The organism is Humibacter soli, assembly GCF_054779035.1.
In genome coordinates, this window is record NZ_BAAGYX010000001.1 from 326,702 (window position 1) to 350,541 (window position 23,840).

The following is a 23,840-nucleotide window of genomic DNA, read 5'->3' on the forward strand; positions in this document are numbered from 1 at the left end:
GACCGATCAGCTCGGGACGACGACGTCGCACCAGCGTTCGGCAGCGCGTGCCAGGCGGAGGTCAAAGGTAACGAGCGGCGCGCCGAGCGCCTCGGCGAGGGCGACATAGCTGGCGTCATACGCGGTGATGTTGTCTCGTAGGCGCCACATCGCGTGAATGAGCCTGTGGACCGCATGGCGCTCGCTCGTCAAGCCGAGAAAGTCGCCTGCTGCTTGAGCTTGGCGTGCACGTCGTCGGGGAGGTTCCGCACCTGCAGCATGACCGGCATGCTTCCCGGTACATGTGCTGCACATGCACGGCGAGGCGAATCTGTGGATAACTGCGTCAGATGTAGATGCCGGGATCGAGCCAGGCCTCGTCGGCGTGCTCCTGCGCCCGCGTTGCGGCATCCTGTCCCCTGGCGTGCGCCGGGATGCCCACCAGCACGGAGTCCGCAGGCGCCGACTTCACGACGACGGCGTTCGCCCCGACCACGCAGCGTGGCCCGAGCACGATGTCGCCGAGCACCTGGGCCCCCGCTCCGACGACGACGTCGTCGCAGAGCGTCGGATGCCGTTTGCCCCGCCCCCGGGACTTTCCTCCGAGCGTGACACCGTGGTACAGCATGACGCCGTCCCCGATGATGGCCGTCTCTCCGATCACCACGCCCATGCCGTGGTCGATGAAAAAGCGACGGCCGATCCTCGCGCCAGGGTGGATCTCCACACCGGTGAGGAACCGTGCGAACTGCGACAGCAGTCGCGCAGGCAGCTTCAGACCGGGGGAGACCCACCAGCGGTGCGCGACCCTGTAGAGCCAGATCGCGTGCAGACCCGAGTAGGACAGTGCGATCTCGACATCGCTGCGAGCCGCCGGGTCGTGGCTTCGTGCGTTGGCGATGTCCTCACGCAGCCGCGAAAGAAGACTCATCGGACAACTCCTCTGTCAGCTGGCGAATGGATGGGCGCGACCGATTGTCTCTGCAACGTGACACGCTCCACGTCTCGGCGGCTGGGCCGGCGAAACAGACGTGCCAACCCGCCCCTGTCGGCTGCGGCGCCCGACAGGGACGGGCGCACGACAGCTCAGTCGAGAAGGTCGGCGTACAGAACCGTCGAGACGTAGCGCTCGCCGAAGTCGGGAATGACGACGACGATGGTCTTGCCCGCGTTCTCGGGGCGCTTGGCGACCTGAACAGCAGCGTTGACGGCCGCGCCTGAGGAGATGCCGCCGAGGATGCCCTCCTCGGCCGCCAGCCGGCGCGCGGTCTCGACTGCGGCCTCCGCATTCACGTCGATGACCTCGTCGTAGATGGAGGTGTCGAGCACTTCTGGCACGAAGTTGGCCCCGAGTCCCTGGATCTTGTGCGGTCCAGGGTTGCCGCCGTTGAGGATGGGGGATTCCGCCGGCTCGACCGCGATGATCGTGATCTCGGGCTTCTGCTCTTTCAGGTAGCCCCCGGCGCCCGTGATGGTCCCGCCCGTGCCGATGCCGGAGACCAGGATGTCGACGGCGCCGTCGGTGTCGCTCCAGATCTCGGGTCCGGTGGTCGCGCGGTGGATGGCGGGGTTCGCCGGGTTCGCGAACTGCTGAGCCCAGATCGCGTTCTCCGTGTTCGAGACGATCTCTTTGGCCTTCTCGACAGCGCCGCGCATGCCGTCGGCGCCGGGCGTCAGCACGATCTGGGCACCGTAGGCGCGCAGCAGAACACGACGCTCCTTGCTCATCGTCTCCGGCATCGTGATGATCAGCTTGTAACCGCGTGCCGCGGCAGCGAACGCCAGCGCGATGCCCGTGTTTCCGCTCGTTCCCTCGACGATGGTGCCGCCCGGCTTCAGCGCACCTGCGGCCTCTGCGGCGTCGATGATCGCGACGCCGATGCGGTCCTTCACGCTCGCCGCCGGGCTGTAGAACTCGAGCTTCGCGAGCACCGTGGCCTGCGCGCCATCGGTCACGCGGTTGAGCTTCACGAGCGGGGTGTTGCCGACGACCTCGGTGATGTCGGAGTAGATGTTGCCGGACATGACATGCCTTTCGACGTGGTGGAGACACAGGAGAAGAAGACGGTGGAGCCGGGTCAGACGCCCACGAGAGCGGGAACGCCGTTGTCTGAAGCCTATTCTTGACGGTCGGACCCGATGGCGAATGTGACGACCGAGAGCGAGAGCCCATGGATACCGACGCCCCTACGGTGCGCAACCTGTTGGTCGAGACCACCGAGGGGCTCGCCGCGGCGGGCATCCCCGACCCGACCGTCGACGCGGAGCTGCTGCTCGGGCACGTGCTTCAGGTGAGCCGCGGCCGGGTTCAAGCGCTCGTCGTGACGGATGCCCGGCTGTCGGCCGAACAGGCCACTGAGGTCCGCGCACTCGCAGCTCGTCGCGCCACGAGGGAACCACTGCAGCACATCACCGGCAGGGCGCCGTTCCGCTCCCTGAACCTGCTCGTCGGGCCCGGGGTCTTCGTGCCGCGTCCCGAGACGGAACTGCTCGCGCAGCTCGCGGTCGATGCGCTCCGTGCGGCAGCCGAGCCGCAGCCGATCGGCATCGACCTCGGCACGGGGAGTGGCGCCGTGGCCATCTCGATGGCCACCGAGGTGCGGCACGCCGCCGTCTACGCCGTCGAGCGCTCGTCGGAGGCGCACGCCTGGGCGGCACGCAACGTCGAGGAGTCCGGCGCGGACAACCTCGAGCTCGTGCACGGCGATCTGGCCGACGCGCTCTCCGAGCTGACCGGGCGCGCGGCGGTCGTGGTCTCGAACCCGCCTTACGTGCCGGACGATGCGATTCCTCGCGACCCGGAGGTGCGGCTGTTCGATCCACCCGCCGCGCTGTACGGCGGTCCTGACGGTCTCGACGTCGTTCGCGTGCTCTCCCGCCGCGCGCTGGACCTGGTGAGGCCGGGCGGGCTCGTCGCCATCGAGCACGGCGAGCTGCAGGGGGAGCAGGTGCGCGACATCCTCACCGCCGACGGCTGGCGTGCCGCCGCCACGCACGTCGACCTCACGATGCGCGACCGGGTCACCACGGCCACCCGCTGACAACTCAGCGCTCGGTGCGCTCGCGCTCCCGTTCGATCCGCTCCCGCTCGCGGTCGGCGCGTTCCCTGGCGGTCCTGAGCGCTTCTCGTTCGCGCTTGCGAGCCTCGCGCAGCGACTTCTCGGCCTCGCGCCGCGCCTTCGCAGCCTCTTTCACTCTCTTGTCCGAGGCGTACAGCGAAGCGTCGAGATCCTCAACGGGTGCTTCCGTCCCCTGAGCGCCACCCTGGTCGATGTAGCGCTGGATGCCGTCGAGCACCCGTTCCAGCCCGAACGCGAAGTCGTCGAATTCGTCGGAGGTGTAGGCGCCGGAGGCGATGACCGGCGCGAGATCGGGAAAGCGGTCGGGCGTCACGAGCGATGCGAGCGCAGGTGCGAACGACGCACCCGTCACCTCGCCGTCCGACGACCCCGACGTGTCGATGTCGGCCTGGATGCCCCCGACAGCCCGCACATACGAGGCGAGGAGCAGAACGCATGCCATCTTCTCCTGCTCGCTCAGCGGCGCGGGCCGGAGCGCACGCAGCGCCGCGTCGATGAGGCGCATCACGTTCGGTGTGATGGGCGTTCCCGTGATCGGGATATCGACATACCAGGGATGGTTCCGGAAGGCGCCCAGGTTGGCGAGCGTCCACTGCCTGAGGCCGGCGCGCCAGTCATCCTCAGGCGGTTCGGCGAGCTCGATGTCGGCGACCGCGTCCTGCATGAGCAGAAGCAGGTCATCCTTGCTCGTGATGTAGCGATAGAGCGACATCGTCGTGAACCCCAGAGCGGATGCCACCCTCGCCATCGACACCGCGCCGAGGCCCTCAGCATCGGCGATCTCGATCGCAGTCTCGACGATGCGCTCGATGCTGAGCTCGCGCTTCGGCCCGCGCTGAGGTCGTTCGGCGACGCCCCAGGAGAGGGCGACCGCGTGCGGCAGAACCGGCTCCGGCCCGCCGGCTGCGTCTGAGTCGGTCATCGTTCTCCCTCGTCGTGATGTGTCCAGACGCCTCGGCCCGGATGCGACGCGGCCAGTCTAGGAGCCGCCGCGTAGGCATCCGGGCCGCACGGTCGCCCGCTCACTCCTTCACGCGCCTCGCGAACACGATCGACGTTACGACGTAGCTCACCACCAGAATGCCGACCAGCCAGGCGAGCGCCACCCAGAGCGTCGAACCGGGTGGAGTGCCATTGAGCAGGTCGCGCAGCGTCTCGATGATGGGCGTGTACGGCTGGTGCTCGGCGAACCCGCGCAACCAGGAGGGCATGGTGTCGACCGGCACGAAACCGCTGGAGAGGTAGGGGAGGAAGAGGAACACGAAGTTCACCGACGCGGCGGCGTCGACGCTCAGCAGCAGCCCGAAGAGTGCGCTGAGCCACGTGAACGCCAGGATGATCAGCACCGAGAACACGATCGCGGCGACCCACCCGCCGACGCCGGCCGACGGCCGGTATCCGAGCAGCAGGGCCACGACGACGACGGGTACGCATGCCGCGAGGTTGCGGGCGACGCTCGCGACGACGTGACCGTGCAGCACGGAAGGGCCGAACACCGGGAGCGTCTTGACACGGTTGACCGTGCCGCTGGCGACATCCTGTGCGACGGCGACGGCCGTCGCGGCCGACCCGAAGCCGAGGCAGAGCACCAGCGTGCCGGGCACGACGTAGTTCACGTAGTTGCCGTCGGACTCGATGGCGCCGCCGAAGATCACGACGAACACGAGCATGATGCAGACCGGAATGAGGAACGCGGTGACCAGGGAGTCGACGCTGCGGAGCGTGCGCCGTACCTCCCTTCCGGTCATCGTCGCGATGTCGGTGAGTGCCGAGCCGAAGCCGGGGCGGCGGGGGGCCGCCGGGCGCTGGGCGAGTCGGATGGTGGTCATGCTGCCTTCTCCTTGTCGGTGTCGTCTGATGCCTGGTGTCCGGTGAGCGTGAGGAACACGTCGTCGAGGGTCGGCCCGACGATTCCGATGTCGGTCACGGCGAGGCCGCACTCTTCGCTGTCGGCGAGGAAGGAGCGGATGTCGGCGACGGCGTCGACCGTCGGCATGCGCACCGTCAGCTCCTCCAGGTCGGGCTGCGCGGACTGGGGCCGCAGAAGCGCGGCTCGGCGCACGTCGTCGACGGTCGCGAACGAGAAGACCAGGTGGTCGCCGCTCACCTGGGCCTTGAGCTCGTCTGGCGTTCCGCTGGCGACGATCGAGCCGCCGTCGATCACGCCGACCCGATCGGCGAGGCGCTCCGCCTCGTCGAGGTACTGCGTCGTGAGCAGGATCGTCGTGCCGTTCTCCGCGAGCTCGGCCACCAGAGACCACAGCCCCGCCCTGCTCCTCGGGTCGAGCCCCGTCGTCGGCTCGTCGAGGAACAACACAGGCGGCGCAGCGATCAGGCTGATCGCGAGGTCCAGCCTGCGACGCATGCCTCCCGAGTAGTCGCCGACCCGCTTGTCCGCGGCCGCCTCGAGATCGAAGGCCACGAGCAGGTCGCGTACCCTGGCGCGACGCCCGGCCCTTCCCAGGTGGTTCAGCTTCGCCATCATCCCGAGGTTCTCCGCGCCGGTCTGGAACTCGTCGACCGAGGCGTACTGCCCGGTGAGCGCGAACATGCTGCGGGCATCCTTCGCCCTCGAGAGCACGTCGACGCCGGCGATCGATGCCGTTCCGGCATCCGGCTCGATCAGCGTGGAGAGGATGTTGATGGTCGTTGTCTTGCCCGCACCGTTCGGGCCGAGCAGGGCGTAGATCTCGCCTCGTCCCACGCTGAAGTCAACGCCGGTCAGCACCTGCTGCTTTCCGTATGACTTGCGCAGCCCGGTCACCTCGATGGTGGGGCCGTGCGTCTGGTTCTTCGCCGTCATCGTCGTCGCCCTTCTGTTCGACTCGTTCACTGTGTATGGCGTACTCAGAAATGTATAACATAAACAGTGTGTGACGTAAACAGTTATGACGCGACGAGTCGGATGCTCGGTGCAGTGTGTGCGGCGGGCTCACATCGCGCTCTCCTCAATCGCCTCTATCGCGGCTTCGCCGCTCATGGGCTCAATCGGGTCGGGGATGTGAGCGAGCTCACATCCCTCTCCCCTCAATCACCCATAGAATCGATCGGTCATGACCTCCTCCTTCTACGACTGCTCAGACGACGACGGCCTCGCCGAGGGCATCGCGCAAGCGCGCGCCGCCATCGAGAACGGCGACCTCATCGTGCTTCCCACCGACACCGTCTACGGCATCGGTGCGGATGCGTTCAACGCGGGCGCCGTAGCACGGCTGCTCGAGGCGAAGGGGCGCGGCAGGCAGTCGCCGCCGCCCGTGCTGATCCCGGCGCTCGCCACGCTCGACGCCCTCGCTGAGACGGTGCCGCAGGAAGCCCGCGACCTGGCGGGCGCCTTCTGGCCAGGCGGCCTCACGATCGTGCTCCCCGCTCAGCCGTCCCTCTCATGGGATCTCGGTGAGACCGAGGGCACCGTCGCGCTGCGCATGCCCAACAATCCCATCGCGCTCGCACTCCTGCGCTCGACGGGACCGCTCGCAGTGTCATCCGCTAACAAGACGGGCAAGCCCGCGGCGACGACCGCTCAGGGTGCGCAGGCGATGCTCGGCGACGCCGTGACCGCCTACCTCGACGGAGGTGCGGTGGGCGGCGACTACTCCGAGTCGGGCGTGACCGAGACGTCGTCGACCATCGTCGACGCCACAGCGCTGGCGTCCGGCTCCGGAAAGCTGCGCATCCTCAGGCACGGAGTCATCAGCGACGACCAGATCCGCGAGGTCGTCGGGGACGCACTCGAGTCGGAGTCTGCGGAAGACCAGCAGCAGACATGACCCTTCTGCTCGTCATCGGCCTGATCACGGCGATCGTCACGTTCGTGCTGTCGATCGTGGTCTATCGGGTGGCGCTGAAGTTCAAGCTGTACCCGCGCATCCGCGACCGTGATGTGCACACGCGGCCGACGCCACGGCTCGGCGGTGTCGCGATGTTCCTCGGCATCGTCGTGGCGTTCGGCGTCGCCTTCCTCATCACCTCGATCTTCACGCTGCCGGGCGGCCGACTGCTCGGCGTCGTCTTCTCCGATCCGACACCCGTGCTCGCCATCCTGGGCGCCGCACTGCTCGTCGTCGTCATCGGAGTCGCAGACGACCTGTGGGACCTCGACTGGATGACCAAACTCGCCGGCCAATTCGTGGCCGCCGGGCTCGTCGCATGGCTCGGGGTGCAGATCTACTCGCTGCCGCTCGGCGGGGGAGTGACCGTCGGATCGCCGTGGATGAGCGTGGCGATGACCGTGATCGCCATCGTGCTCGTGATGAACGCCATCAACTTCATCGATGGTCTCGACGGCCTCGTCGCGGGCGTCGCCCTGATCGCCAACGGCGCGTTCTTCATCTACAGCTACCTGATCACGGTGAAGACGAGCCCGTCCAACTACTTCAGCCTGGCCTCGGTGCTCGCGATCATCCTGGTGGGCGCGTGCGCCGGATTCCTGCCGCTCAACTGGCACCCGGCACGAATGTTCATGGGCGACACGGGTGCACTGCTGGTCGGGATGCTCATGGCGTCGTCCGCGATCGCGGTCACGGGCCAGATCGACCCCGTCGCGCTCCAGGAGGGCGGTGCCAGATCGCTGTTCCCGGCGTTCATTCCGATCATCCTGCCGTTCGCCGTGCTCGTCGTTCCCTTGCTCGACTTCGGCCTCGCTGTGTTCCGCCGTGTACGTGCTGGGAAGTCGCCGTTCAGCGCCGACCGCAAGCACCTGCACCACCGCCTCCTCGACATGGGGCATTCGCACCTGCAGGCCGTGCTGATCTTCTACGCGTGGACCGCCGTCGTGTCGATCGGATGCCTGCTCTTCTGGTTCCAGCCGGTCTGGCCGGCGGTCCTGTTCCTCTGCGTCGGGCTCGTCGTCTGCACGGCCCTCACGCTCGCGCCCCTCAGCAGGCGCAAGAGCATCGAGGCCGTCGCCGAGTCGACGCCGGCGAGCGAGCAGCTCAATGACGCGGATGCCTCCCCAAGCCTCGATCCGCTCGACAAGGCATCGACGACCTCGGTGCCGCACAGGCCTGCGCAACGCAGGTCGGCACCACCCAGGAAGGAAAAGACCCCATGACAGACTCCGGCGCACGCCAGGAGCCAGCCAAGCCCGCCCCGATGAGCTCCAAACCGGTATTGACCCTCGCACTGCGCGACGGCGGGATCTTCGCCGGGGTGGTGGCCGTCATCGCCGGTCTGATCGGTTATCTCGTAGATGGAACCGCCGGACTCTACGGGGGTCTCCTCGGCGCAGCGACGGCTGCGGTGTTCCTCGGATTGACCGCCGGCAGCATGCTCGTCGCCGGGAAGATCGCGAAGGGTGATCAGACCTCGCCCAAGTTCTTCGCGATCATCTTCGTGACCTGGGTCGTCAAGCTCATCCTGTTCATCGTGCTGCTCCTCCTGCTCGGCAGGCAGACGTGGCTGGACGGGCGTGTGTTCTTCATCACGGTGGTCATCGCCGTCATCGGATCGCTCGTGATCGACTGCCTCGCGTTCCTGCGCGCGCGAGTGCCCTACGTCGACGTGACGCTTCCCGGTGCCGCCCCCACAGGCGAATCGGGTGAGGGTACATCCTCCGAGGAGAACCCGCACCCGTGATCATGCGCTGTCATAACAAGGTCCCGGACTTTGCTAAGCTGGCTGGGCCACCCCGACCCGTTCCGAACTTGAACGACAGACGCCGGAGAATGCCCTGATCACGCCCATGCTCATTTCTACAGTGTTGTCTGTCAATGCCGACGGTTCGGGATTTACGGGCCCTTCGATCGATGATTTCTTCCCGCCGGCTCTGCTGTTCGCGGGAACCCCCTTCGAGATCAACCGCGTCATGGCGGTGCGCATCCTCGTCGTGGTGTTGCTGATCCTGGTCTTCTGGCTCGGAACGCGCAACATGAAGCTGCGTCCGTCTCGCACCCAGGCCGGGTTCGAGTACGTCGTCGGCTTCGTTCGCAACAGCGTCATCTACGACACGCTCGGTGAGCGCCTCGGCCGCAAGTACGAGCCGATCCTGTTCACGATGTTCTTCCTCATCCTCGGCATGAACCTGACGGGTACCATCCCAGGACTGCAGATCGCCTCGACAGCCGCGATCGGTCTGCCGTTCGTGCTGGCAGTCATCTCGTGGTTCATGTTCATCATCGCGGGCATGCGCGAGAAGGGCTGGCGGTTCTGGAAGGACTCGCTGTTCCTCCCCGGCGTTCCGTGGTTCCTCTACTTCCTGCTGACCCCGCTCGAGTTCCTCTCGACCTTCATCGTCCGTCCCGTCACCCTGACGCTCCGACTCACGATGAACATGATCGCGGGACACATGCTGCTCGTCCTCTGCTTCACGGCGACGCAGTTCTTCTTCTTCACCGTGCTGGCCGACGGCAACCTCCTCGGTCTGCTCGGCGTCGGAACCTTCGCCTTCGGCATCGCCTTCACCGTCCTCGAGCTCTTCGTGGCCGCCCTGCAGGCATACGTCTTCGCGATCTTGTCCGCCATCTACATCCAGCTGGCCACCGCCGAGGAGCACTGATCCGTTCAGTGCCTTCCCCGGTCGAAAGCCATCTCTGCAATCCCCTTCGAAAGGAACACACCAAGTGAATGTCGTCGGAAACCTCGCCCCGCTCGCCTTCGGTCTCGCCGTTATCGGCTCCGGTATCGGCGTGGGCTACGTCATCGGCAAGACGATCGAGTCCGTCGCACGTCAGCCCGAGCTTCAGGGTCGTCTGACCAGCCTGATGTTCCTCGGCGTCGCGCTCACCGAGGCTCTCTGCTTCATCGCCATTGCCGTGGCGTTCATCCCGTTCCCCGCGCCGTAACAGGCACAGCTCGCACCGTCAAACCCGCACAGTCAAGGAGCCTGAATGCTGTCCGCATTCGTCACTGCCTCGAGTGACTCACCGAGCCCGGTCATCCCGGCGCTACCGGACCTCATCTGGGGAACCCTCGCGTTCGTCATCCTGCTGGTGTTCTTCATCTGGAAGGTGCTGCCGCCGCTCAACAAGCTGCTCGACGAGCGTCGCGACGCCATCGACGGCGGCATCAAGCGGGCTGACCAGGCGCAGAACGAGGCGCATGCCGCTCTCGAGAAGTACACGGCGCAGCTCGCCGAAGCACGGTCGGAGGCCAGCCGCATCCGCGAACAGGCCAGGGCCGAAGGCGCGGCGATCATCGCTGAGCTGAAGGAGCAGGCGTCGACGGAGGCCGCTCGCATCACGGCCAACGCGCAGGTGCAGATCGACTCGGAGCGTGCGGCGGCACTCACGTCGCTTCGTGCCGAGGTCGGAACGCTCGCGCTCGACCTGGCATCGACCATCGTCGGCGACGTTCTCTCCGACGACAAGCGTTCGACCGCCATCGTCGACCGCTTCCTCGCCGACCTCGACGCCGACGAGAAGTCGAAGGCGGGCAAGTAAGTGGGATCCGCGACCAGAGAGTCCTTCGAGCGCGCTGAGGCCAGGCTGGCCGCAGCGTCCGGGGTGACCCTGACGACCGGCGAGCAGCTGCTGATCGCAGGGCGGGCCATCAGCGGCTCGTCGCAGCTGCGGTCGATCCTCGCCGACCCCGCGGTGGAGCCGGCCGAGAAGTCCGCTCTGATCGGAACCATCTTCCGCGCGCTCGAGCCGACGGCCTCCGAGCTGCTTCGCGGCATGGCCGAGTCGAGGTGGTCGAGCCCGTCTCAGATGCTGGACAGCATCGAGGAGATCGGCATCCGCGCCATCGCTCGCGCATCGGGAGATGACGGAACGATCGAGTCCGAGCTGTTCGCCTTCGCCAGGGCCGTCGAAAGCGATCCGGAGCTCGAGCTCGCGCTCGGCAGCAAGCTCGGCGACCCGGCCCCGCGGGTCGCGCTCGTCGACCGACTGATCAAGGGCCGCTTCAGCGACGCAACGCTCGTGCTCGTCCGCTACATCGTTCAGAACCAGCGCGGGCGTCGTCTCGGCGAGCTCATCTCGCACGTCGCGGGAATCGTCGCTGAAGACGCTGGTGCGATGGTGGTCAACGTCACCGCGGCATCCGAGCCGTCGGCAGCGCAGCTCGAGCGTCTTCGCTCGCTGCTCGCCACGCGCTACGGGCGCACTCCCCGTTTCAATCTCAGCGTCGACCAGGAGCTCGTCGGTGGCCTGCGGGTGCAGGTCGGCGACGAGGTGATCGACGGCAGCATCGCTAACCGCCTCGCGGATCTGCGACTTCGACTCGCCGGCTGATCCCGGCACAAGACGCACACACCAAGGAAGACGAAATGGCAGACATCAGCATCAGCCCCGATGAGATTCGCGCGGCGCTCAAGGACTTCGTCGCCGGCTACCAGCCGGAGTCGGTCGTGGCGACCGAGGTCGGCAGCGTCGTCGACGCAGCAGACGGCATCGCCCACGTCGAGGGCCTTCCCGGCGCCATGGCGAACGAGCTCCTCCGCTTCGCGGACGGAACGCTCGGCCTGGCGCTGAACCTCGACGAGAGCGAGATCGGTGTCGTCGTGCTCGGCGAGTTCGGCGGCATCGAAGAGGGCCAGCAGGTCACCCGCACCGGAGAGGTGCTCTCCGTCGCGGTGGGCGACGGCTACCTCGGCCGCGTCGTCGACCCGCTCGGCAACCCGATCGACGGCCTCGGCACGATCGACACGGTCGGCCGTCGTGCACTCGAGCTTCAGGCGCCCGGCGTGATGCAGCGCAAGAGCGTGCACGAGCCGCTCCAGACCGGCATCAAGGCCATCGACGCCATGATCCCGATCGGCCGCGGCCAGCGCCAGCTGATCATCGGCGACCGTCAGACCGGCAAGACGGCCATCGCGATCGACACGATCATCAACCAGAAGGCCAACTGGGAGTCCGGCGACCCGTCGAAGCAGGTGCGTTGCATCTACGTCGCGATCGGCCAGAAGGGCTCGACCATCGCGTCCGTCAAGGGTGCGCTCGAAGACGCGGGCGCCATGGAGTACACGACCATCGTCGCGGCTCCGGCTTCTGACCCGGCGGGCTTCAAGTACCTCGCTCCCTACACCGGCTCGGCCATCGGTCAGCACTGGATGTACGAGGGCAAGCACGTTCTGATCGTCTTCGACGACCTTTCCAAGCAGGCGGAGGCCTACCGCGCTGTGTCGCTTCTGCTGCGCCGTCCGCCGGGCCGCGAGGCATACCCCGGCGACGTCTTCTACCTGCACTCCCGTCTGCTGGAGCGTTGCGCGAAGCTCTCCGACGAGCTGGGCGCCGGTTCGATGACGGGCCTCCCGATCATCGAGACCAAGGCGAACGACGTCTCGGCGTACATCCCGACCAACGTGATCTCGATCACGGACGGCCAGATCTTCCTGCAGTCCGACCTGTTCAACGCCAACCAGCGCCCAGCGGTCGACGTCGGAATCTCGGTCTCGCGAGTCGGCGGTGACGCCCAGGTCAAGTCGATCAAGAAGGTCTCGGGAACGCTGAAGCTCGAGCTGGCCCAGTACCGCGCTCTCGAGGCGTTCTCGATGTTCGCGTCGGACCTCGACGCGGCATCCCGTCGTCAGCTCGACCGCGGTGCCCGCCTCACGGAGCTGCTGAAGCAGCCGCAGTACTCACCGTTCCCGGTCGAGGAGCAGGTCGTTTCGATCTGGGCAGGCACCAACGGCAAGCTCGACGAGGTTCCCGTCGAAGACATCCTGCGCTTCGAGTCGGAGTTCCTCGACTACCTGCGCCGCAACACGTCGGTGCTCGACACCCTCCGCGACACCAACGTGCTCGACGACGACACCGTCGCCACGCTCGAGCGCCAGGTGGATGCCTTCAAGCTCGAGTTCGAGACCGGCGAGGGCAAGCCTCTCGTGGCGCCGGGCAGCGAGCGCTACGAGGCGATCGAAGAAGAGGAAGTCGACCAGGAGAAGATCGTCACCGGTCGTCGCTGAGCGACCGGTAACGATTGACCAGAGCTAGACAGGAGTCCCATGGCAGCGCAACTTCGGGTCTACCGGCAGCGCATCCGTACTGCCCAGACGACGAAGAAGATCACCCGCGCGATGGAGCTGATCTCGGCGAGCCGCATCTACAAGGCGCAGGCTCGCGTGCAGGCGTCGGCACCGTACACGCAGGCGATCACCCGCGCGGTGTCCGCGGTGGCGACGCACTCCAACGTCACACACCTGCTCACGACAGAGCCGGAGAACGTGCAGCGCGCCGCGATCGTGATCTTCTCGTCCGACCGCGGCCTCGCCGGCGCGTTCAACTCGCAGGTCATCCGTGAAGCCCTCGAGCTCGAGTCCCTGCTGAAGTCGCAGGGCAAAGAGGTCGTGTTCTACTTGATCGGTCGCAAGGCGGTCGGCTTCTTCGCCTTCCGCAAGCGAGAGAGCATCAAGGACTGGACAGGCATCTCCGACTCGCCCGAGTTCGACAACGCGCTCGAGATCGGCGAAGAGCTGGTTGCGGCCTTCTCGAAGGATGCCGCGGAGGGCGGCGTCGACGAGATCCACATCGTCTACAACCGCTTCGTGAGCATGCTCGTTCAGACCCCGCGGGTCGTCAGGTTGCTGCCCCTCGAGCTGGTCGAGGGCGTCGAGGCGGTCGAAGACAAGTCGATGCTCCCTCTCTACGAGTTCGAGCCCGACCCCGACACGGTCCTCGACGCGCTGCTTCCCGCCTACATCCACAGCAGGCTCTACAACGCGCTGCTCGAGTCCGCGGCCGCGAAGCACGCCGCCACTCAGAAGGCCATGAAGTCGGCGAGCGACAATGCCGACAAGCTCATCACGAACTACACGCGCCTGGCCAACAACGCCCGCCAGTCCGAGATCACTCAGCAGATCTCCGAGATCGTCGGCGGCGCTGACGCGCTGGCCTCCCAATAAGCGTCTCGAGACGAAACAGAGAGAGAAGAAATGACACCGACAGCCACCGCCGAGACCCAGGCCGCGGCAGCGGAGACGACGCCGGGCGTCGGCCGCATCGCTCGCGTCACCGGCCCCGTCGTCGACATCGAGTTCCCGCACGACTCGCTTCCCGAGATCTACAACGCTCTGAAGACCACGATCTCGTTCACCGGTGACGAAGAAGAGGCGCACGAGATCACGCTCGAGGTCGCTCAGCACCTCGGTGACGACCTGGTTCGCGCGATCGCCCTCAAGCCGACCGACGGTCTCGTCCGCGGCCAGGAGGTGCGCGACACCGGTGCGCCGATCAGCGTGCCGGTCGGCGACGTCACCAAGGGCAAGGTGTTCAACGTCATCGGCGAGGTGCTCAACGCCGAGCCCGGCGAGAAGATCGAGATCACCGAGCGTTGGCCGATCCACCGCAAGGCGCCCGCATTCGACCAGCTCGAGTCGAAGACCCAGATGTTCGAGACCGGCATCAAGGTCATCGACCTCCTCACTCCGTATGTGCTCGGTGGAAAGATCGGCCTCTTCGGCGGCGCCGGAGTCGGCAAGACCGTTCTCATCCAGGAGATGATCCAGCGCGTCGCGCAGGACCACGGTGGTGTGTCGGTGTTCGCCGGTGTCGGTGAGCGCACCCGTGAGGGCAATGACCTGATCCACGAGATGGAAGAGGCAGGCGTCTTCGACAAGACCGCCCTCGTGTTCGGCCAGATGGACGAGCCGCCGGGGACGCGTCTCCGCGTCGCCCTTTCGGCCCTGACCATGGCCGAGTACTTCCGTGACGTGCAGAAGCAGGACGTTCTGCTCTTCATCGACAACATCTTCCGGTTCACGCAGGCCGGTTCCGAGGTGTCGACGCTTCTGGGCCGCATGCCTTCCGCTGTGGGCTACCAGCCGAACCTCGCCGACGAGATGGGCGTTCTGCAGGAGCGCATCACCTCCACCCGCGGCCACTCGATCACCTCGCTGCAGGCCATCTACGTGCCGGCGGATGACTACACCGACCCGGCTCCGGCGACCACGTTCGCTCACCTCGACGCTACGACCGAGCTCTCCCGTGAGATCGCGTCGCAGGGCCTCTACCCCGCAGTGGACCCGCTGACGTCGACCAGCCGCATCCTCGACCCCAGGTACCTGGGTGAGGACCACTACCGCGTCGCGACCACGGTCAAGCAGATCCTTCAGAAGAACAAGGAGCTGCAGGAGATCATCGCCATCCTCGGTGTCGACGAGCTCTCCGAAGAAGACAAGATCACGGTCTCGCGTGCTCGTCGCATCCAGCAGTTCCTCTCGCAGAACACCTACATGGCGAAGAAGTTCACCGGTGTCGAGGGTTCGACGGTTCCGCTGAAGGACACGATCGAGTCGTTCGATGCGATCTGCCGTGGTGACTTCGACCACGTGGCCGAGCAGGCATTCTTCAACGTCGGACCGATCTCCGACGTCGAGGCGAAGTGGGCGCAGATCCAGAAGGAGAACGGCTGAGCATGGCCACCCTGAAGGTCAGCGTCGTCTCCGCCGACGCCGAGGTGTGGTCGGGCGAGGCATCCATGGTGGTCGCCCGCACGGTCATCGGCGAGATCGGCATCTTGCCCGGTCACACGCCGTTGCTCGGCGTGCTGGCCGAGGGCGAGGTGCGCATCACCCTGCCGGGTGGTGAGCGCCTGATCGCCAACGCGGCAGACGGGTTCGTCTCGTTCGAGAACAACGAGCTCACGGTGCTCGCGGGCAAGGCGCAGCTGGTCTAGACCAGACGTCATCCGGCGAGGGGGAGCAAGATGGCCGAACGAGACGATCGCATCGAACGACAGTTCGGAGACATGCGTGTTCCGATGCTGATAGCGATGGCGGGGCTTCCGGGAGCCGGCAAGTCCACCATCGCCGAGGTGCTTGCGGCGCGGCTCGCGGCAACGATCGTGTCCGTGGATCCGATCGAGTCGGCGATCCTGCTCGCCGGCATCGACTCGGACCAGCCGACAGGGCTCGCCGCCTACCTCGTGGCTGAGACGCTGGCCGAGCAGGTGCTGATGTCGGGCCACAGCGTGATCGTCGACGCCGTCAACGCCGTCGAACCCGCCCGCCTTCAGTGGAGGGACCTCGCAGCGCGCGCGGACGTTCAGCTTCGCGTCATCGAGGTGGCCTGCTCAGACGCCGACCTCCACAGAGAGCGGCTCGAGAAGCGCGTGCGCAACCTGCCGCACGTCGAGGAGACCTCGTGGCGCGCCGTCGAGCAGAGCCTCGAGGACTACCAGGAATGGAAGGGCGAATGCGCGGAGCTGCCCCGCATCACGCTCGACACGGTGAATCCGCTCGGGCAGAACGTCGACGCTGCGGTTCGATTCATCGTTCCGTGACCGGTGACGCGCTCGGCGTGCAGCAGTGCTGATCCTGCTTCCGCCGTCGGAGTCGAAGCGCCCTGGCGGCCGCGGGCGGAGCACACTCGATCTCGACCGACTGCGGTTTCCGTCGCTCTCCGACGCGCGACGCGCGACGGCCGGGGCGCTCGTCGCGCTCTCCCGTTCGGACGACGCCACGCACGCAGCGAAGGCGCTCGCCATCCCGCCGACCCTGGTCGGCGAGCTTCAGACCAACGTCGCCCTGTGCGAGTCTCCGGTGATGCCTGCCATCGATCGCTACACCGGCGTGCTGTACGACGCGCTGGATGCCGCCACCCTGCCTGCTGAGGCTCGTCGCCATCTCGGGCGCAGCGTGGTCATCCATTCGGCGGTCTTCGGACCGGTCGGGGCGCTCGACCGCATTCCCGACTACCGGATGTCGGCGGCTTCCAGGCTTCCAGGCATACGGCTTCGCGAGCTCTGGGCCAAGGAGATCACCTCGGCGTTGCGCGACGAGCCTGGACCGCTGATCGATCTGCGCTCGGAGTCCTACGCGGCACTCGGCCCGCTCGGCGATCGCGGCGACGCGGTGTTCATCCGTGTCGTGACCGAGGGCGATGACGGCAGACGCAAGGCCCTGAACCACTTCAACAAGCATGCGAAGGGCCTGCTCGTCCGTGCCTACGCACTCGAGCGACCAAGGGTGCGATCGGTCGCGGGATTCGTCGACTGGGCGCGGTCCGCCGGCTTTCGCACCGAATACGCAGGCGACCGCGAGGTGCTGCTGGTCGTGGACTGAGCTACCATGGGCGTGTGCCACGGGGGTCGGCACAATGTCGCCGCACCCTTGGCCGTCAATCAGGGCGCTCGTGCTGGACGCCGCCAGGCTGTTCCTCCCGGGCGAACGCAATACCGTCGGGTCGGTGAACCGGGATCGGCGTGCGACCCCTCCGCGCGCCAGAGCGATCGTTCACGGTGCGATGATCGGAATTCTGATCGCCTGCGGTCGGGTAGTGCGATGCCGATCACCACGAGGCACACCGTAAGGATCGCCGGATGTCCGTTGTCGCCGGCCCGACCCACCCGTGTCAGTGTCAGGACGTGGGTCTGTTCGTCGGCACGTGGGTCTGTTCGTCACGATGTGGCGCGCCAGCATCCGGTGACGTGGTCGTCGACGAGCCCGGCCGATTGCATCAGCGCGTACATCGTCGTCGGTCCGACGAATCGGAAGCCGTTGCTGCGTAACGCGCGGCTCAGCGCTGTCGACTCGGGAGTCACCGCGGGGATCTCGGAGAGCGAGTCCGGCCGAGGACGCTTTCCTTCGGGGGCGAACGACCACACGAGCTCTGTGAGCGGACGGTCCAGTGCCTTGGTCGCCCTGGCGTTCTGGATCGTTGCGGTGATCTTTCCGCGGTGCCGGATGATCGCAGCGTTGGTGAGCAGACGCTCGACATCCTCGTCATCCATGGCTGCGACACGATCGATGTCGAAGTCGTGGAAGGCCTCGCGGAACGCGTCTCGTCGCAACAGGATGGTTCGCCACGAGAGTCCCGCTTGGAAGCCCTCCAGGCAGATCTTCTCGAAGAGGGGGCGATCTTCTGTCAGCGGCGTTCCCCATTCCTCGTCGTGATACCGCTGATACTCGGCGTCGGCACCGACCCACGCGCAGCGCGCGACTCCGTCGTCCGCGACGAGCACATTCGCCCGCGCCTGCGGCTCCGCCGTTGGGACGTTCTCTTCTGGAGTGATGGTCTGCTCGCTCATGCCGCCAGCGTGATCCCTTCGTGCTCGAGGAGCCAGAGTTTGGTGGGGATGCCCTGCCCTGCACTGTAGCCGGTGACGCGTCCGTCGCTCCCGAGCACCCGATGGCAGCCGATCAGCAACGGAATGCGGTTCGCTCCGATCGCGCCGCCCGCGGCTCGAACGGCCGTCGGCTTGCCGATCGCTTCGGCGAGGGCGCCGTATGTGGTGTGCTCGCCCCACGGCACCTCGACGAGCTCGACCCAGATCGCCCGCTGGAACTCGGTGCCGCCCGTGCTCAGCCGCACGTCGAAGGTGCGCCTCGTGCCGGCGAAGTATTCGTCGAGTTCGTCGCACGCAAGCGCCAGCACGTCGTTCGGACGATCGGGCAGATGATCGCGGGGGAGTGCGCCGTCTCGCTCGATGGTGAGGGAGGTGACACTCGCGTCGTCGGCGGTGAGCTCAAGCCTGCCGATCGGGCTCGGGATTCGGACCAGATACTCGTTCATGCCATGAGGCTACGCATGGCGTCCGACGTCACGACCACTGGGTGTCCGCATGGTGGATGCATGGTGGATCCGTGGGATTGGGGACGTCGAGTCATCAGGGCAAATGCCTAGAATCTCGCTGTGGTCTTGCTGGATGTACTCTGCCTGGTCTTCGCGCTCGTCGCGATCGCGTTCGCCGTCGTCGCGCTCCTTCGCGCGAGAGCCGCCGACGAGCGCGCGGCCGTGGCGGCGGAGAGCGCGGCTCGCGCGGAGACCGCCGGTCACGCTGCGACAGCCGGTGTCGATCACTTGGAGTCTCAGGTAGTGCAGGCCAGGCACGAGGCTGCTTCCGCGACGCAGCAGGCCGGACGAGCAGCGCAGGCGGCGGCACAGGCTTCCGCGGCCGCAGCCGCGAGTCGACGCGAGGCCGAGGCGGCCTCGGACAAGGCGGCACATGCCGACGCGGAGGCGAGGGCAGCAATCGAGAGCGCGACGCATCCGGTAGCGACGGTTCTCCCTGCCGAGACGCCGGAGACGACCTCAGAGCAAGGCGCGACGCAAACCGGTCGCGCGTCGGTGCGACGTGCAGAGGATCATGACGTCGCTGGAGCCGACACCGGCGCGACCGAGCGAGTCGTGCAGGTCGCATGGCGGCTGGAAAGGGTGCGGGGCGGCATCTGGGCACTGCGCAACACCGGCCTCTCCGCTGCGCGCGATGCCTTGCTCTCAGACGCCACGGTTCCGCCGAAGTACGTGCGTCCCGACGAGGTCATTCCACGCGACGTGGAGCGCGACGACGCGTTGCAGTTCCGTGTGATGGCGGCCAGGGGAGCACCGCCGCCGCGCATCAGGGTCACCTGGCGAGAGGCGGCCGGATCGCCGGCGTACTCACGCGAGTTCACCGTGCTGGCGGCATCCTGATCGTTGCGGAGTGAGCGCACACTCAGTTACGATCTGTGCGTGGCCAAGATCCCCAATCGAGCGAGCCCCCTGCCCCCTGAGGAGCGCAAGGCCGCCATCATCGCTGCGGTCATTCCGGCGATCATCGAACACGGGGCATCCCTCACCTCGCGTCAGATCGCCGAGGCGGCGGGCGTGGCGGAGGGCACCATCTTCCGCGTCTTCGGCGACAAGGAGACGCTGATCCGCGAAGCGGCAGACGTCTACCTCGATCCGGCGCCCGTGCGCGAGGCCCTCGGTGCGATCGATGCCGCGCTTCCCCTCGAGGACAAGATCGCGGCGATCCTGCGCACGCTCCGCGAGCGCTTCCACGGCGTGATCAGCATCATGTCCGCGCTCGGCTACACGGGCAGTGAGCCGCCGCATCTGCAGGGCAGACCGCCGCAGCAGAAGTGGGAGTACGTGACGATCGTCTCGAAGCTGGTCGAGCCAGAGCTCGATCGGCTCAACGTTCCGCCCGAGGATGTCGCGCCCTACCTTCGACTCGTCGCGTTCGCCACAGCCGTCCCGACCTTCAACCGGTCCGCTCCGTTCGACGACGCGGAGCTCGTGCGGCTCATCGTCTACGGGATCGCCGGCGACTCGCGTGTCGGCGAAGAGGACGCCGCGGTCAAGCGCGCCGCTCTGCGCGTCGGTCGGCGCCGCGGAGGCGTTGACCAGAACGACGAGCCCGTCGAGGCCGCAACGGTCGACTCGAACGTCGAAGAGACTTTGCCCACCCATGTCTGAGACCCGGAACGCACCATGTTGTTGAAACTGCTGATCCACTACCTGCGACCGCACTGGCTGCTGCTCTTCGGAGTGATCGTCTTCCAGCTCCTGCAGTCGTTCGCATCGCTCTACCTGCCCACGCTCAACGCCGAGTTGATCGACCAGGGCGTGATCAAGGGCGACACCGGGTACATCCTGACGAACGGCGCCTTCATGCTGCTCGTCACGCTCGGACAGGTGATCTGCAACATCGTCGCGGTGTACTTCGGCGCGAAGGCGGCCATGCGTCTCGGGCGCGACCTGCGCGGCGCTCTCTTCACGCACGTCGGCGCGTTCTCGGAGCGCGAAGTCACGAAGTTCGGCGCTCCGTCGCTGATCACGCGTAACACCAACGACGTGCAGCAGGTGCAGATGCTCGTGCTGATGTCATGCACGCTGCTCGTCTCCGCCCCGATCCTGTGCATCGGCGGCATCATCCTGGCGACGCAGCAGGATTTCGGCATGTCGTGGCTGATCGCCGTGAGTGTTCCCGTGCTCGTGATCTGCGTCGTGCTCATCATCAGCAGGATGGTGCCGCAGTTCCGCAAGATGCAGACCCGCATCGACCAGGTCAACCGCGTGCTGCGCGAGCAGTTGTCGGGCATCCGTGTCGTGCGCGCCTTCGTGCGCGAAGACATCGAGCGCGAGCGGTTCGATCGGGCCAACCTGGATGTCACCGAGACGGCGTTGAAGGCCGGGCGCCTGATGGCACTGATGTTCCCCACCGTGATGCTGGTGCTCAACCTCTCCAGCGTCGCGGTGATCTGGTTCGGCGCCTTCCGCATCAACGACGGGTCGCTCCAGGTCGGCACGCTGACCGCCTTCCTCAGCTACCTGATGCAGATCTTGATGGGCGTGATGATGGCCACGTTCATGTTCGTCATGGTTCCGCGCGCGGCGGTCTGCGCCGACCGCATCAGCGAGGTGCTGAAGACCGAATCGACGGTGAAGATGGCCGAGCGCCCGGTGACCCAGCTTCGCGAGCACGGCACGGTCGAGCTGTTCGAGGTGGGCTTCGCCTACCCGGGAGCAGAGGACCCCGTGCTGAGCGACATCAACGTGCGCATCGAGCCGGGACAGACCGTCGCGATCATCGGCTCGACGGGCGCGGGCAAGACCACGCTGATCAACCTGCTGCCACGTCTCTTCGACGCGACCAGCGGTTCAGTGCTCATCGATGGTGTCGACGTCGCCGAGCTCGACGCCGACCTGCTGTGGTCGCGAATCGGCCTCGTGCCCCAGAAGCCCTACCTGTTCTCGGGAACGGTCGCCTCCAACCTCAGATACGGGGATCCGCATGCGGATGACGCCGACCTCTGGCGTGCACTGGAGATCGCGCAGGCCCGCGACTTCGTCGAGGCGATGGATGGCGGACTCGAGGCACCCATCGCGCAGGGCGGCACCAACGTCTCCGGCGGCCAGCGCCAGCGACTTGCGATCGCGCGTGCTCTGGTCAAGCGCGCCGAGATCTATGTCTTCGACGACTCCTTCTCGGCGCTCGACCTGGCCACGGATGCCCGACTCAGACGAGCCCTCAGGGAGAAGGAGCGAGGTGCGACCTTCGTGATCGTGGCCCAGCGTGTGTCGACCATCACGGATGCCGACCAGATCCTCGTGCTCGAGAACGGGCGGATCGTGGGCTCCGGCACCCACGAGGAGCTGCTCGAGACCTCGGAGACCTACGCGGAGATCGTGTCATCGCAGCTGGCGGCGGAGGAGGCGGCATGAGCGAGACGTCGACAGCGCAGCGCCAGCCGATGCGTCGCCGCGGTCCTGGCGGCGGCGGCCCGTTCGGGGGAGCGGGCATGCCCGCCGAGAAGGCGCAGAACTTCGGCCCGAGCGCAAGGCGGCTCGTCGGACGGCTGAAGCCGGACGGGCTCAGGCTCGCCATCGTGCTCCTCCTCACGGTGATCAGCGTGACGTGCACCGTTCTCGGACCGAAACTGCTCGGTGAGGGCACGAACATCATCGTTGCCGGGTCGATCTCCAAGAGCTTGCCGGCCGGCACGACGAAGGCTCAGGTGCTGGAGGGCATGCGCAAGAGCGGTCAGGGCCAGCTCGCAGACATGCTCAGCGGCGTCAACCTCAACCCAGGGCACGGCATCGACTTCACCGCCCTCGCGCAGATCCTTCTGCTGGTTCTGGTGCTCTACGTCGCCGCGTCGGTCTTCAGTTACGTGCAGGCGTACATCCTGAACGGCATCACGATGCGCACCGTGTACCGGCTGCGCAAAGAGGTCGAGGAGAAGATCCACCGGCTGCCGCTGAAGTACTTCGACTCGATGCCCCGCGGCGAGCTCCTGAGCCGCGTGACGAACGACATCGACAACATCCAGCAGAGCCTTCAGCAGACGATGAGCCAGGTGGTGACCTCGCTGCTCACGGTGATCGGCGTGCTCGTCGTCATGCTCGTGATCTCGCCGGTGCTCGCGGCGATCGCGCTGGTGTCCGTTCCGCTCACGCTCATCGTCACCATGCTGATCGCCAGGCGCTCGCAGAAGCTGTTCGTTGCGCAGTGGAAGAACACCGGCATGCTCAACGCGCAGGTCGAGGAAACCTACACTGGCCACGCGATCGTGAAGGTCTTCGGCAGGCAGCGTGAGGTTGACGAGGCGTTCGCCGCGAAGAACGAGGAGCTCTATCGGGCCAGCTTCGGAGCGCAGTTCGTGTCCGGAGTCATCATGCCGTCGATGCAGTTCGTGGGAAATCTCGTCTACGTCGCGATCGCCGTCGTCGGTGGTCTGCAGGTCGCTGCCGGCGTCATCCAGATCGGTGACGTTCAGGCGTTCATCCAGTACTCGAGGCAGTTCACCCAGCCGCTAGCCCAGCTCGGATCGATGGCCAACCTGCTGCAGTCGGGCGTGGCATCGTCGGAGCGCGTGTTCGAGCTTCTGGATGCCGACGAGCAGTCCGAGGATCCTGAGGAGCCGGCCGGTCTCGGTGCGACCCGCGGAAGGCTCGAGTTCGAGGACGTCTCGTTCCGCTACGTCGAGGACAAGCCGCTGATCGACGACCTGTCGCTCGTCGCCGAACCCGGCCAGACGGTTGCGATCGTCGGCCCGACCGGTGCGGGCAAGACGACGCTGGTGAACCTCATCATGCGTTTCTACGAGGTCGACTCGGGGAAGATCACGCTCGACGGCACGGATGTCACCGAGCTGACGCGGCGCGATCTACGCAGCAGGATCGGCATGGTTTTGCAGGACACCTGGCTGTTCGCGGGGACGATCCGGGAGAACATCGCATACGGCAGGCCGGATGCCACGGAGGAGGAGATCGTCGCGGCCGCTCAGGCCAGCTACGTCGACCGGTTCGTGCGGTCGCTGCCTGACGGCTACGACACGAAGCTCGATGACGACGCGTCCAATGTCAGTGCGGGGGAGAAGCAGCTCCTGACGATCGCGAGGGCGTTCCTGGCGCGGCCGAGCGTGCTCATCCTCGACGAGGCGACGAGCTCCGTCGACACGCGCACCGAGCTGCTCGTGCAGAAAGCGATGAGCGCATTGCGCGAAGGTCGCACCAGCTTCGTGATCGCGCATCGGCTCTCGACCATCCGCGATGCCGACCTCATCCTCGTGATGGAGTCGGGGTCGATCGTGGAGCAGGGCACGCACGCTCAGCTTCTCGCGGCGGGCGGCGCCTATTACTCGCTGTACAACGCGCAGTTCGCGGGGGCCGTCACAGACGACGTGTGATCGTCTTCTCC

Annotated in this window: 26 protein-coding genes; 18 read left to right on the forward strand and 8 right to left on the reverse strand. The window is 66.6% G+C overall.

The window, feature by feature from the left end; all coding sequences use genetic code 11:
* Window positions 1-6: 6 nt before the first annotated feature.
* The 3 genes from ACYVDN_RS01440 to cysK all read right to left on the reverse strand — a co-directional run bounded on the left by ACYVDN_RS01440 (window position 7) and on the right by cysK (window position 2,004).
* A complete protein-coding gene (locus ACYVDN_RS01440; protein WP_460567729.1) occupies window positions 7-390 on the reverse strand; it encodes a type II toxin-antitoxin system VapC family toxin in 384 nt (127 codons plus the stop codon).
* Window positions 326-910, reverse strand: a complete 585-nt coding sequence (epsC, locus tag ACYVDN_RS01445; RefSeq protein ID WP_460567731.1) for a serine O-acetyltransferase — start codon at window positions 908-910, stop codon at window positions 326-328. Before epsC ends, ACYVDN_RS01440 begins: the two co-directional genes overlap by 65 nt.
* Before the next feature lie 155 nt (window positions 911-1,065).
* Window positions 1,066-2,004: a PLP-dependent cysteine synthase family protein gene (gene cysK / locus ACYVDN_RS01450; RefSeq protein WP_460567733.1), complete on the reverse strand. Its 939-nt coding sequence runs from the start codon at window positions 2,002-2,004 to the stop codon at window positions 1,066-1,068.
* 146 nt (window positions 2,005-2,150) lie between these two features.
* Here cysK and prmC point away from each other — a divergent pair, with 146 nt between their 5' ends.
* Window positions 2,151-3,020 (forward strand): N5-glutamine methyltransferase family protein, encoded by an 870-nt coding sequence (prmC, locus tag ACYVDN_RS01455; RefSeq protein ID WP_460567735.1) that lies wholly within the window; start codon window positions 2,151-2,153, stop codon window positions 3,018-3,020.
* 4 nt (window positions 3,021-3,024) lie between these two features.
* Here the strand turns inward: prmC and ACYVDN_RS01460 are convergent, their stop codons facing one another.
* The 3 genes from ACYVDN_RS01460 to ACYVDN_RS01470 form a co-directional block, all read right to left on the reverse strand.
* Complete coding sequence (locus ACYVDN_RS01460) at window positions 3,025-3,981, reverse strand: TetR/AcrR family transcriptional regulator (protein ID WP_460567737.1); 957 nt, start codon at window positions 3,979-3,981, stop codon at window positions 3,025-3,027.
* A gap of 100 nt (window positions 3,982-4,081) precedes the next feature.
* Window positions 4,082-4,888 carry an ABC transporter permease gene (locus tag ACYVDN_RS01465; protein ID WP_460567739.1) on the reverse strand — a complete coding sequence of 269 codons (807 nt, stop codon included), beginning with the start codon at window positions 4,886-4,888 and terminating at the stop codon, window positions 4,082-4,084.
* On the reverse strand, window positions 4,885-5,862 hold the full coding sequence (locus ACYVDN_RS01470; protein WP_460567741.1) for an ABC transporter ATP-binding protein: 978 nt from the start codon (window positions 5,860-5,862) through the stop codon (window positions 4,885-4,887). Before ACYVDN_RS01470 ends, ACYVDN_RS01465 begins: the two co-directional genes overlap by 4 nt.
* Before the next feature lie 250 nt (window positions 5,863-6,112).
* Between ACYVDN_RS01470 and ACYVDN_RS01475 the strand changes: the two genes are divergently transcribed.
* The 13 genes from ACYVDN_RS01475 (at window position 6,113) to ACYVDN_RS01535 (ending at window position 16,995) form a co-directional block, all read left to right on the forward strand.
* A complete protein-coding gene (locus ACYVDN_RS01475) occupies window positions 6,113-6,826 on the forward strand; it encodes an L-threonylcarbamoyladenylate synthase (protein ID WP_460567743.1) in 714 nt (237 codons plus the stop codon).
* Entirely contained in the window at window positions 6,823-8,109 is a 1,287-nt protein-coding gene (locus ACYVDN_RS01480; protein WP_460567745.1) for an MraY family glycosyltransferase, read from the forward strand. The genes ACYVDN_RS01475 and ACYVDN_RS01480 overlap by 4 nt, the downstream gene beginning before the upstream one ends.
* Window positions 8,106-8,633 carry a hypothetical protein gene (locus ACYVDN_RS01485; protein WP_460567747.1) on the forward strand — a complete coding sequence of 176 codons (528 nt, stop codon included), beginning with the start codon at window positions 8,106-8,108 and terminating at the stop codon, window positions 8,631-8,633. The genes ACYVDN_RS01480 and ACYVDN_RS01485 overlap by 4 nt, the downstream gene beginning before the upstream one ends.
* 121 nt (window positions 8,634-8,754) lie before the next feature.
* Window positions 8,755-9,552, forward strand: coding sequence for a F0F1 ATP synthase subunit A (gene atpB / locus ACYVDN_RS01490; RefSeq protein WP_460567749.1), 798 nt, complete (start codon window positions 8,755-8,757; stop codon window positions 9,550-9,552).
* Between the two features lie 64 nt (window positions 9,553-9,616).
* Window positions 9,617-9,838, forward strand: a complete 222-nt coding sequence (atpE, locus tag ACYVDN_RS01495) for an ATP synthase subunit c family protein (RefSeq protein WP_460567751.1) — start codon at window positions 9,617-9,619, stop codon at window positions 9,836-9,838.
* Between the two features lie 45 nt (window positions 9,839-9,883).
* Window positions 9,884-10,435, forward strand: coding sequence for a F0F1 ATP synthase subunit B (locus tag ACYVDN_RS01500; RefSeq protein ID WP_460567753.1), 552 nt, complete (start codon window positions 9,884-9,886; stop codon window positions 10,433-10,435).
* A complete protein-coding gene (locus ACYVDN_RS01505) occupies window positions 10,436-11,227 on the forward strand; it encodes a F0F1 ATP synthase subunit delta (protein WP_460567755.1) in 792 nt (263 codons plus the stop codon).
* Between the two features lie 35 nt (window positions 11,228-11,262).
* Window positions 11,263-12,900 carry a F0F1 ATP synthase subunit alpha gene (atpA, locus tag ACYVDN_RS01510; RefSeq protein WP_460567757.1) on the forward strand — a complete coding sequence of 546 codons (1,638 nt, stop codon included), beginning with the start codon at window positions 11,263-11,265 and terminating at the stop codon, window positions 12,898-12,900.
* Between the two features lie 39 nt (window positions 12,901-12,939).
* Entirely contained in the window at window positions 12,940-13,836 is an 897-nt protein-coding gene (locus ACYVDN_RS01515) for a F0F1 ATP synthase subunit gamma (RefSeq protein ID WP_460567759.1), read from the forward strand.
* A gap of 30 nt (window positions 13,837-13,866) precedes the next feature.
* Entirely contained in the window at window positions 13,867-15,345 is a 1,479-nt protein-coding gene (gene atpD, locus ACYVDN_RS01520) for a F0F1 ATP synthase subunit beta (RefSeq protein ID WP_460567761.1), read from the forward strand.
* A 2-nt stretch (window positions 15,346-15,347) separates the two neighbouring features.
* Window positions 15,348-15,608 carry a F0F1 ATP synthase subunit epsilon gene (locus ACYVDN_RS01525; protein ID WP_460567763.1) on the forward strand — a complete coding sequence of 87 codons (261 nt, stop codon included), beginning with the start codon at window positions 15,348-15,350 and terminating at the stop codon, window positions 15,606-15,608.
* A 30-nt stretch (window positions 15,609-15,638) separates the two neighbouring features.
* Window positions 15,639-16,214, forward strand: coding sequence for a P-loop nucleotide/nucleoside kinase family protein (locus ACYVDN_RS01530; RefSeq protein WP_460567765.1), 576 nt, complete (start codon window positions 15,639-15,641; stop codon window positions 16,212-16,214).
* A gap of 25 nt (window positions 16,215-16,239) precedes the next feature.
* Window positions 16,240-16,995 (forward strand): YaaA family protein, encoded by a 756-nt coding sequence (locus ACYVDN_RS01535; RefSeq protein ID WP_460567767.1) that lies wholly within the window; start codon window positions 16,240-16,242, stop codon window positions 16,993-16,995.
* 335 nt (window positions 16,996-17,330) lie between these two features.
* On the opposite strand, the gene ACYVDN_RS01540 is transcribed toward ACYVDN_RS01535, so the two are convergent.
* Both ACYVDN_RS01540 and ACYVDN_RS01545 read right to left on the reverse strand, forming a co-directional pair.
* The gene (locus tag ACYVDN_RS01540) at window positions 17,331-17,960 is read right to left on the reverse strand and encodes a DNA-3-methyladenine glycosylase I (protein WP_460567769.1); all 630 of its coding nucleotides are present in this window, start codon (window positions 17,958-17,960) and stop codon (window positions 17,331-17,333) included.
* Window positions 17,957-18,445, reverse strand: coding sequence for a methylated-DNA--[protein]-cysteine S-methyltransferase (locus tag ACYVDN_RS01545; protein WP_460567771.1), 489 nt, complete (start codon window positions 18,443-18,445; stop codon window positions 17,957-17,959). The genes ACYVDN_RS01540 and ACYVDN_RS01545 overlap by 4 nt, the downstream gene beginning before the upstream one ends.
* Window positions 18,446-18,565: 120 nt before the next feature.
* Here ACYVDN_RS01545 and ACYVDN_RS01550 point away from each other — a divergent pair, with 120 nt between their 5' ends.
* The 4 genes from ACYVDN_RS01550 to ACYVDN_RS01565 are packed head-to-tail and all read left to right on the forward strand — an operon-like array spanning window position 18,566 to window position 23,829.
* A complete protein-coding gene (locus ACYVDN_RS01550) occupies window positions 18,566-19,345 on the forward strand; it encodes a hypothetical protein (protein ID WP_460567773.1) in 780 nt (259 codons plus the stop codon).
* 39 nt (window positions 19,346-19,384) lie between these two features.
* Window positions 19,385-20,113 (forward strand): TetR/AcrR family transcriptional regulator, encoded by a 729-nt coding sequence (locus ACYVDN_RS01555; protein WP_460567775.1) that lies wholly within the window; start codon window positions 19,385-19,387, stop codon window positions 20,111-20,113.
* A 15-nt stretch (window positions 20,114-20,128) separates the two neighbouring features.
* Entirely contained in the window at window positions 20,129-21,862 is a 1,734-nt protein-coding gene (locus ACYVDN_RS01560) for an ABC transporter ATP-binding protein (protein ID WP_460567776.1), read from the forward strand.
* Entirely contained in the window at window positions 21,859-23,829 is a 1,971-nt protein-coding gene (locus tag ACYVDN_RS01565) for an ABC transporter ATP-binding protein (RefSeq protein ID WP_460567777.1), read from the forward strand. The genes ACYVDN_RS01560 and ACYVDN_RS01565 overlap by 4 nt, the downstream gene beginning before the upstream one ends.
* Window positions 23,830-23,840: the final 11 nt, after the last annotated feature.

What these genes read in the sequence shown, in the direction of transcription:
- ACYVDN_RS01440 (WP_460567729.1), bottom strand. Translation starts at nt 390, where the DNA reads ATGCCGCAACGCGGGCGCAGGAGCACGCCGACGAGGCCTGGCTCGATC.
- epsC (WP_460567731.1), bottom strand. Translation starts at nt 910, where the DNA reads ATGAGTCTTCTTTCGCGGCTGCGTGAGGACATCGCCAACGCACGAAGC.
- cysK (WP_460567733.1), bottom strand. Translation starts at nt 2,004, where the DNA reads ATGTCCGGCAACATCTACTCCGACATCACCGAGGTCGTCGGCAACACC.
- prmC (WP_460567735.1), top strand. Translation starts at nt 2,151, where the DNA reads ATGGATACCGACGCCCCTACGGTGCGCAACCTGTTGGTCGAGACCACC.
- ACYVDN_RS01460 (WP_460567737.1), bottom strand. Translation starts at nt 3,981, where the DNA reads ATGACCGACTCAGACGCAGCCGGCGGGCCGGAGCCGGTTCTGCCGCAC.
- ACYVDN_RS01465 (WP_460567739.1), bottom strand. Translation starts at nt 4,888, where the DNA reads ATGACCACCATCCGACTCGCCCAGCGCCCGGCGGCCCCCCGCCGCCCC.
- ACYVDN_RS01470 (WP_460567741.1), bottom strand. Translation starts at nt 5,862, where the DNA reads ATGACGGCGAAGAACCAGACGCACGGCCCCACCATCGAGGTGACCGGG.
- ACYVDN_RS01475 (WP_460567743.1), top strand. Translation starts at nt 6,113, where the DNA reads ATGACCTCCTCCTTCTACGACTGCTCAGACGACGACGGCCTCGCCGAG.
- ACYVDN_RS01480 (WP_460567745.1), top strand. Translation starts at nt 6,823, where the DNA reads ATGACCCTTCTGCTCGTCATCGGCCTGATCACGGCGATCGTCACGTTC.
- ACYVDN_RS01485 (WP_460567747.1), top strand. Translation starts at nt 8,106, where the DNA reads ATGACAGACTCCGGCGCACGCCAGGAGCCAGCCAAGCCCGCCCCGATG.
- ACYVDN_RS01500 (WP_460567753.1), top strand. Translation starts at nt 9,884, where the DNA reads ATGCTGTCCGCATTCGTCACTGCCTCGAGTGACTCACCGAGCCCGGTC.
- atpA (WP_460567757.1), top strand. Translation starts at nt 11,263, where the DNA reads ATGGCAGACATCAGCATCAGCCCCGATGAGATTCGCGCGGCGCTCAAG.
- ACYVDN_RS01515 (WP_460567759.1), top strand. Translation starts at nt 12,940, where the DNA reads ATGGCAGCGCAACTTCGGGTCTACCGGCAGCGCATCCGTACTGCCCAG.
- atpD (WP_460567761.1), top strand. Translation starts at nt 13,867, where the DNA reads ATGACACCGACAGCCACCGCCGAGACCCAGGCCGCGGCAGCGGAGACG.
- ACYVDN_RS01525 (WP_460567763.1), top strand. Translation starts at nt 15,348, where the DNA reads ATGGCCACCCTGAAGGTCAGCGTCGTCTCCGCCGACGCCGAGGTGTGG.
- ACYVDN_RS01530 (WP_460567765.1), top strand. Translation starts at nt 15,639, where the DNA reads ATGGCCGAACGAGACGATCGCATCGAACGACAGTTCGGAGACATGCGT.
- ACYVDN_RS01540 (WP_460567769.1), bottom strand. Translation starts at nt 17,960, where the DNA reads ATGAGCGAGCAGACCATCACTCCAGAAGAGAACGTCCCAACGGCGGAG.
- ACYVDN_RS01545 (WP_460567771.1), bottom strand. Translation starts at nt 18,445, where the DNA reads ATGAACGAGTATCTGGTCCGAATCCCGAGCCCGATCGGCAGGCTTGAG.
- ACYVDN_RS01560 (WP_460567776.1), top strand. Translation starts at nt 20,129, where the DNA reads ATGTTGTTGAAACTGCTGATCCACTACCTGCGACCGCACTGGCTGCTG.
- ACYVDN_RS01565 (WP_460567777.1), top strand. Translation starts at nt 21,859, where the DNA reads ATGAGCGAGACGTCGACAGCGCAGCGCCAGCCGATGCGTCGCCGCGGT.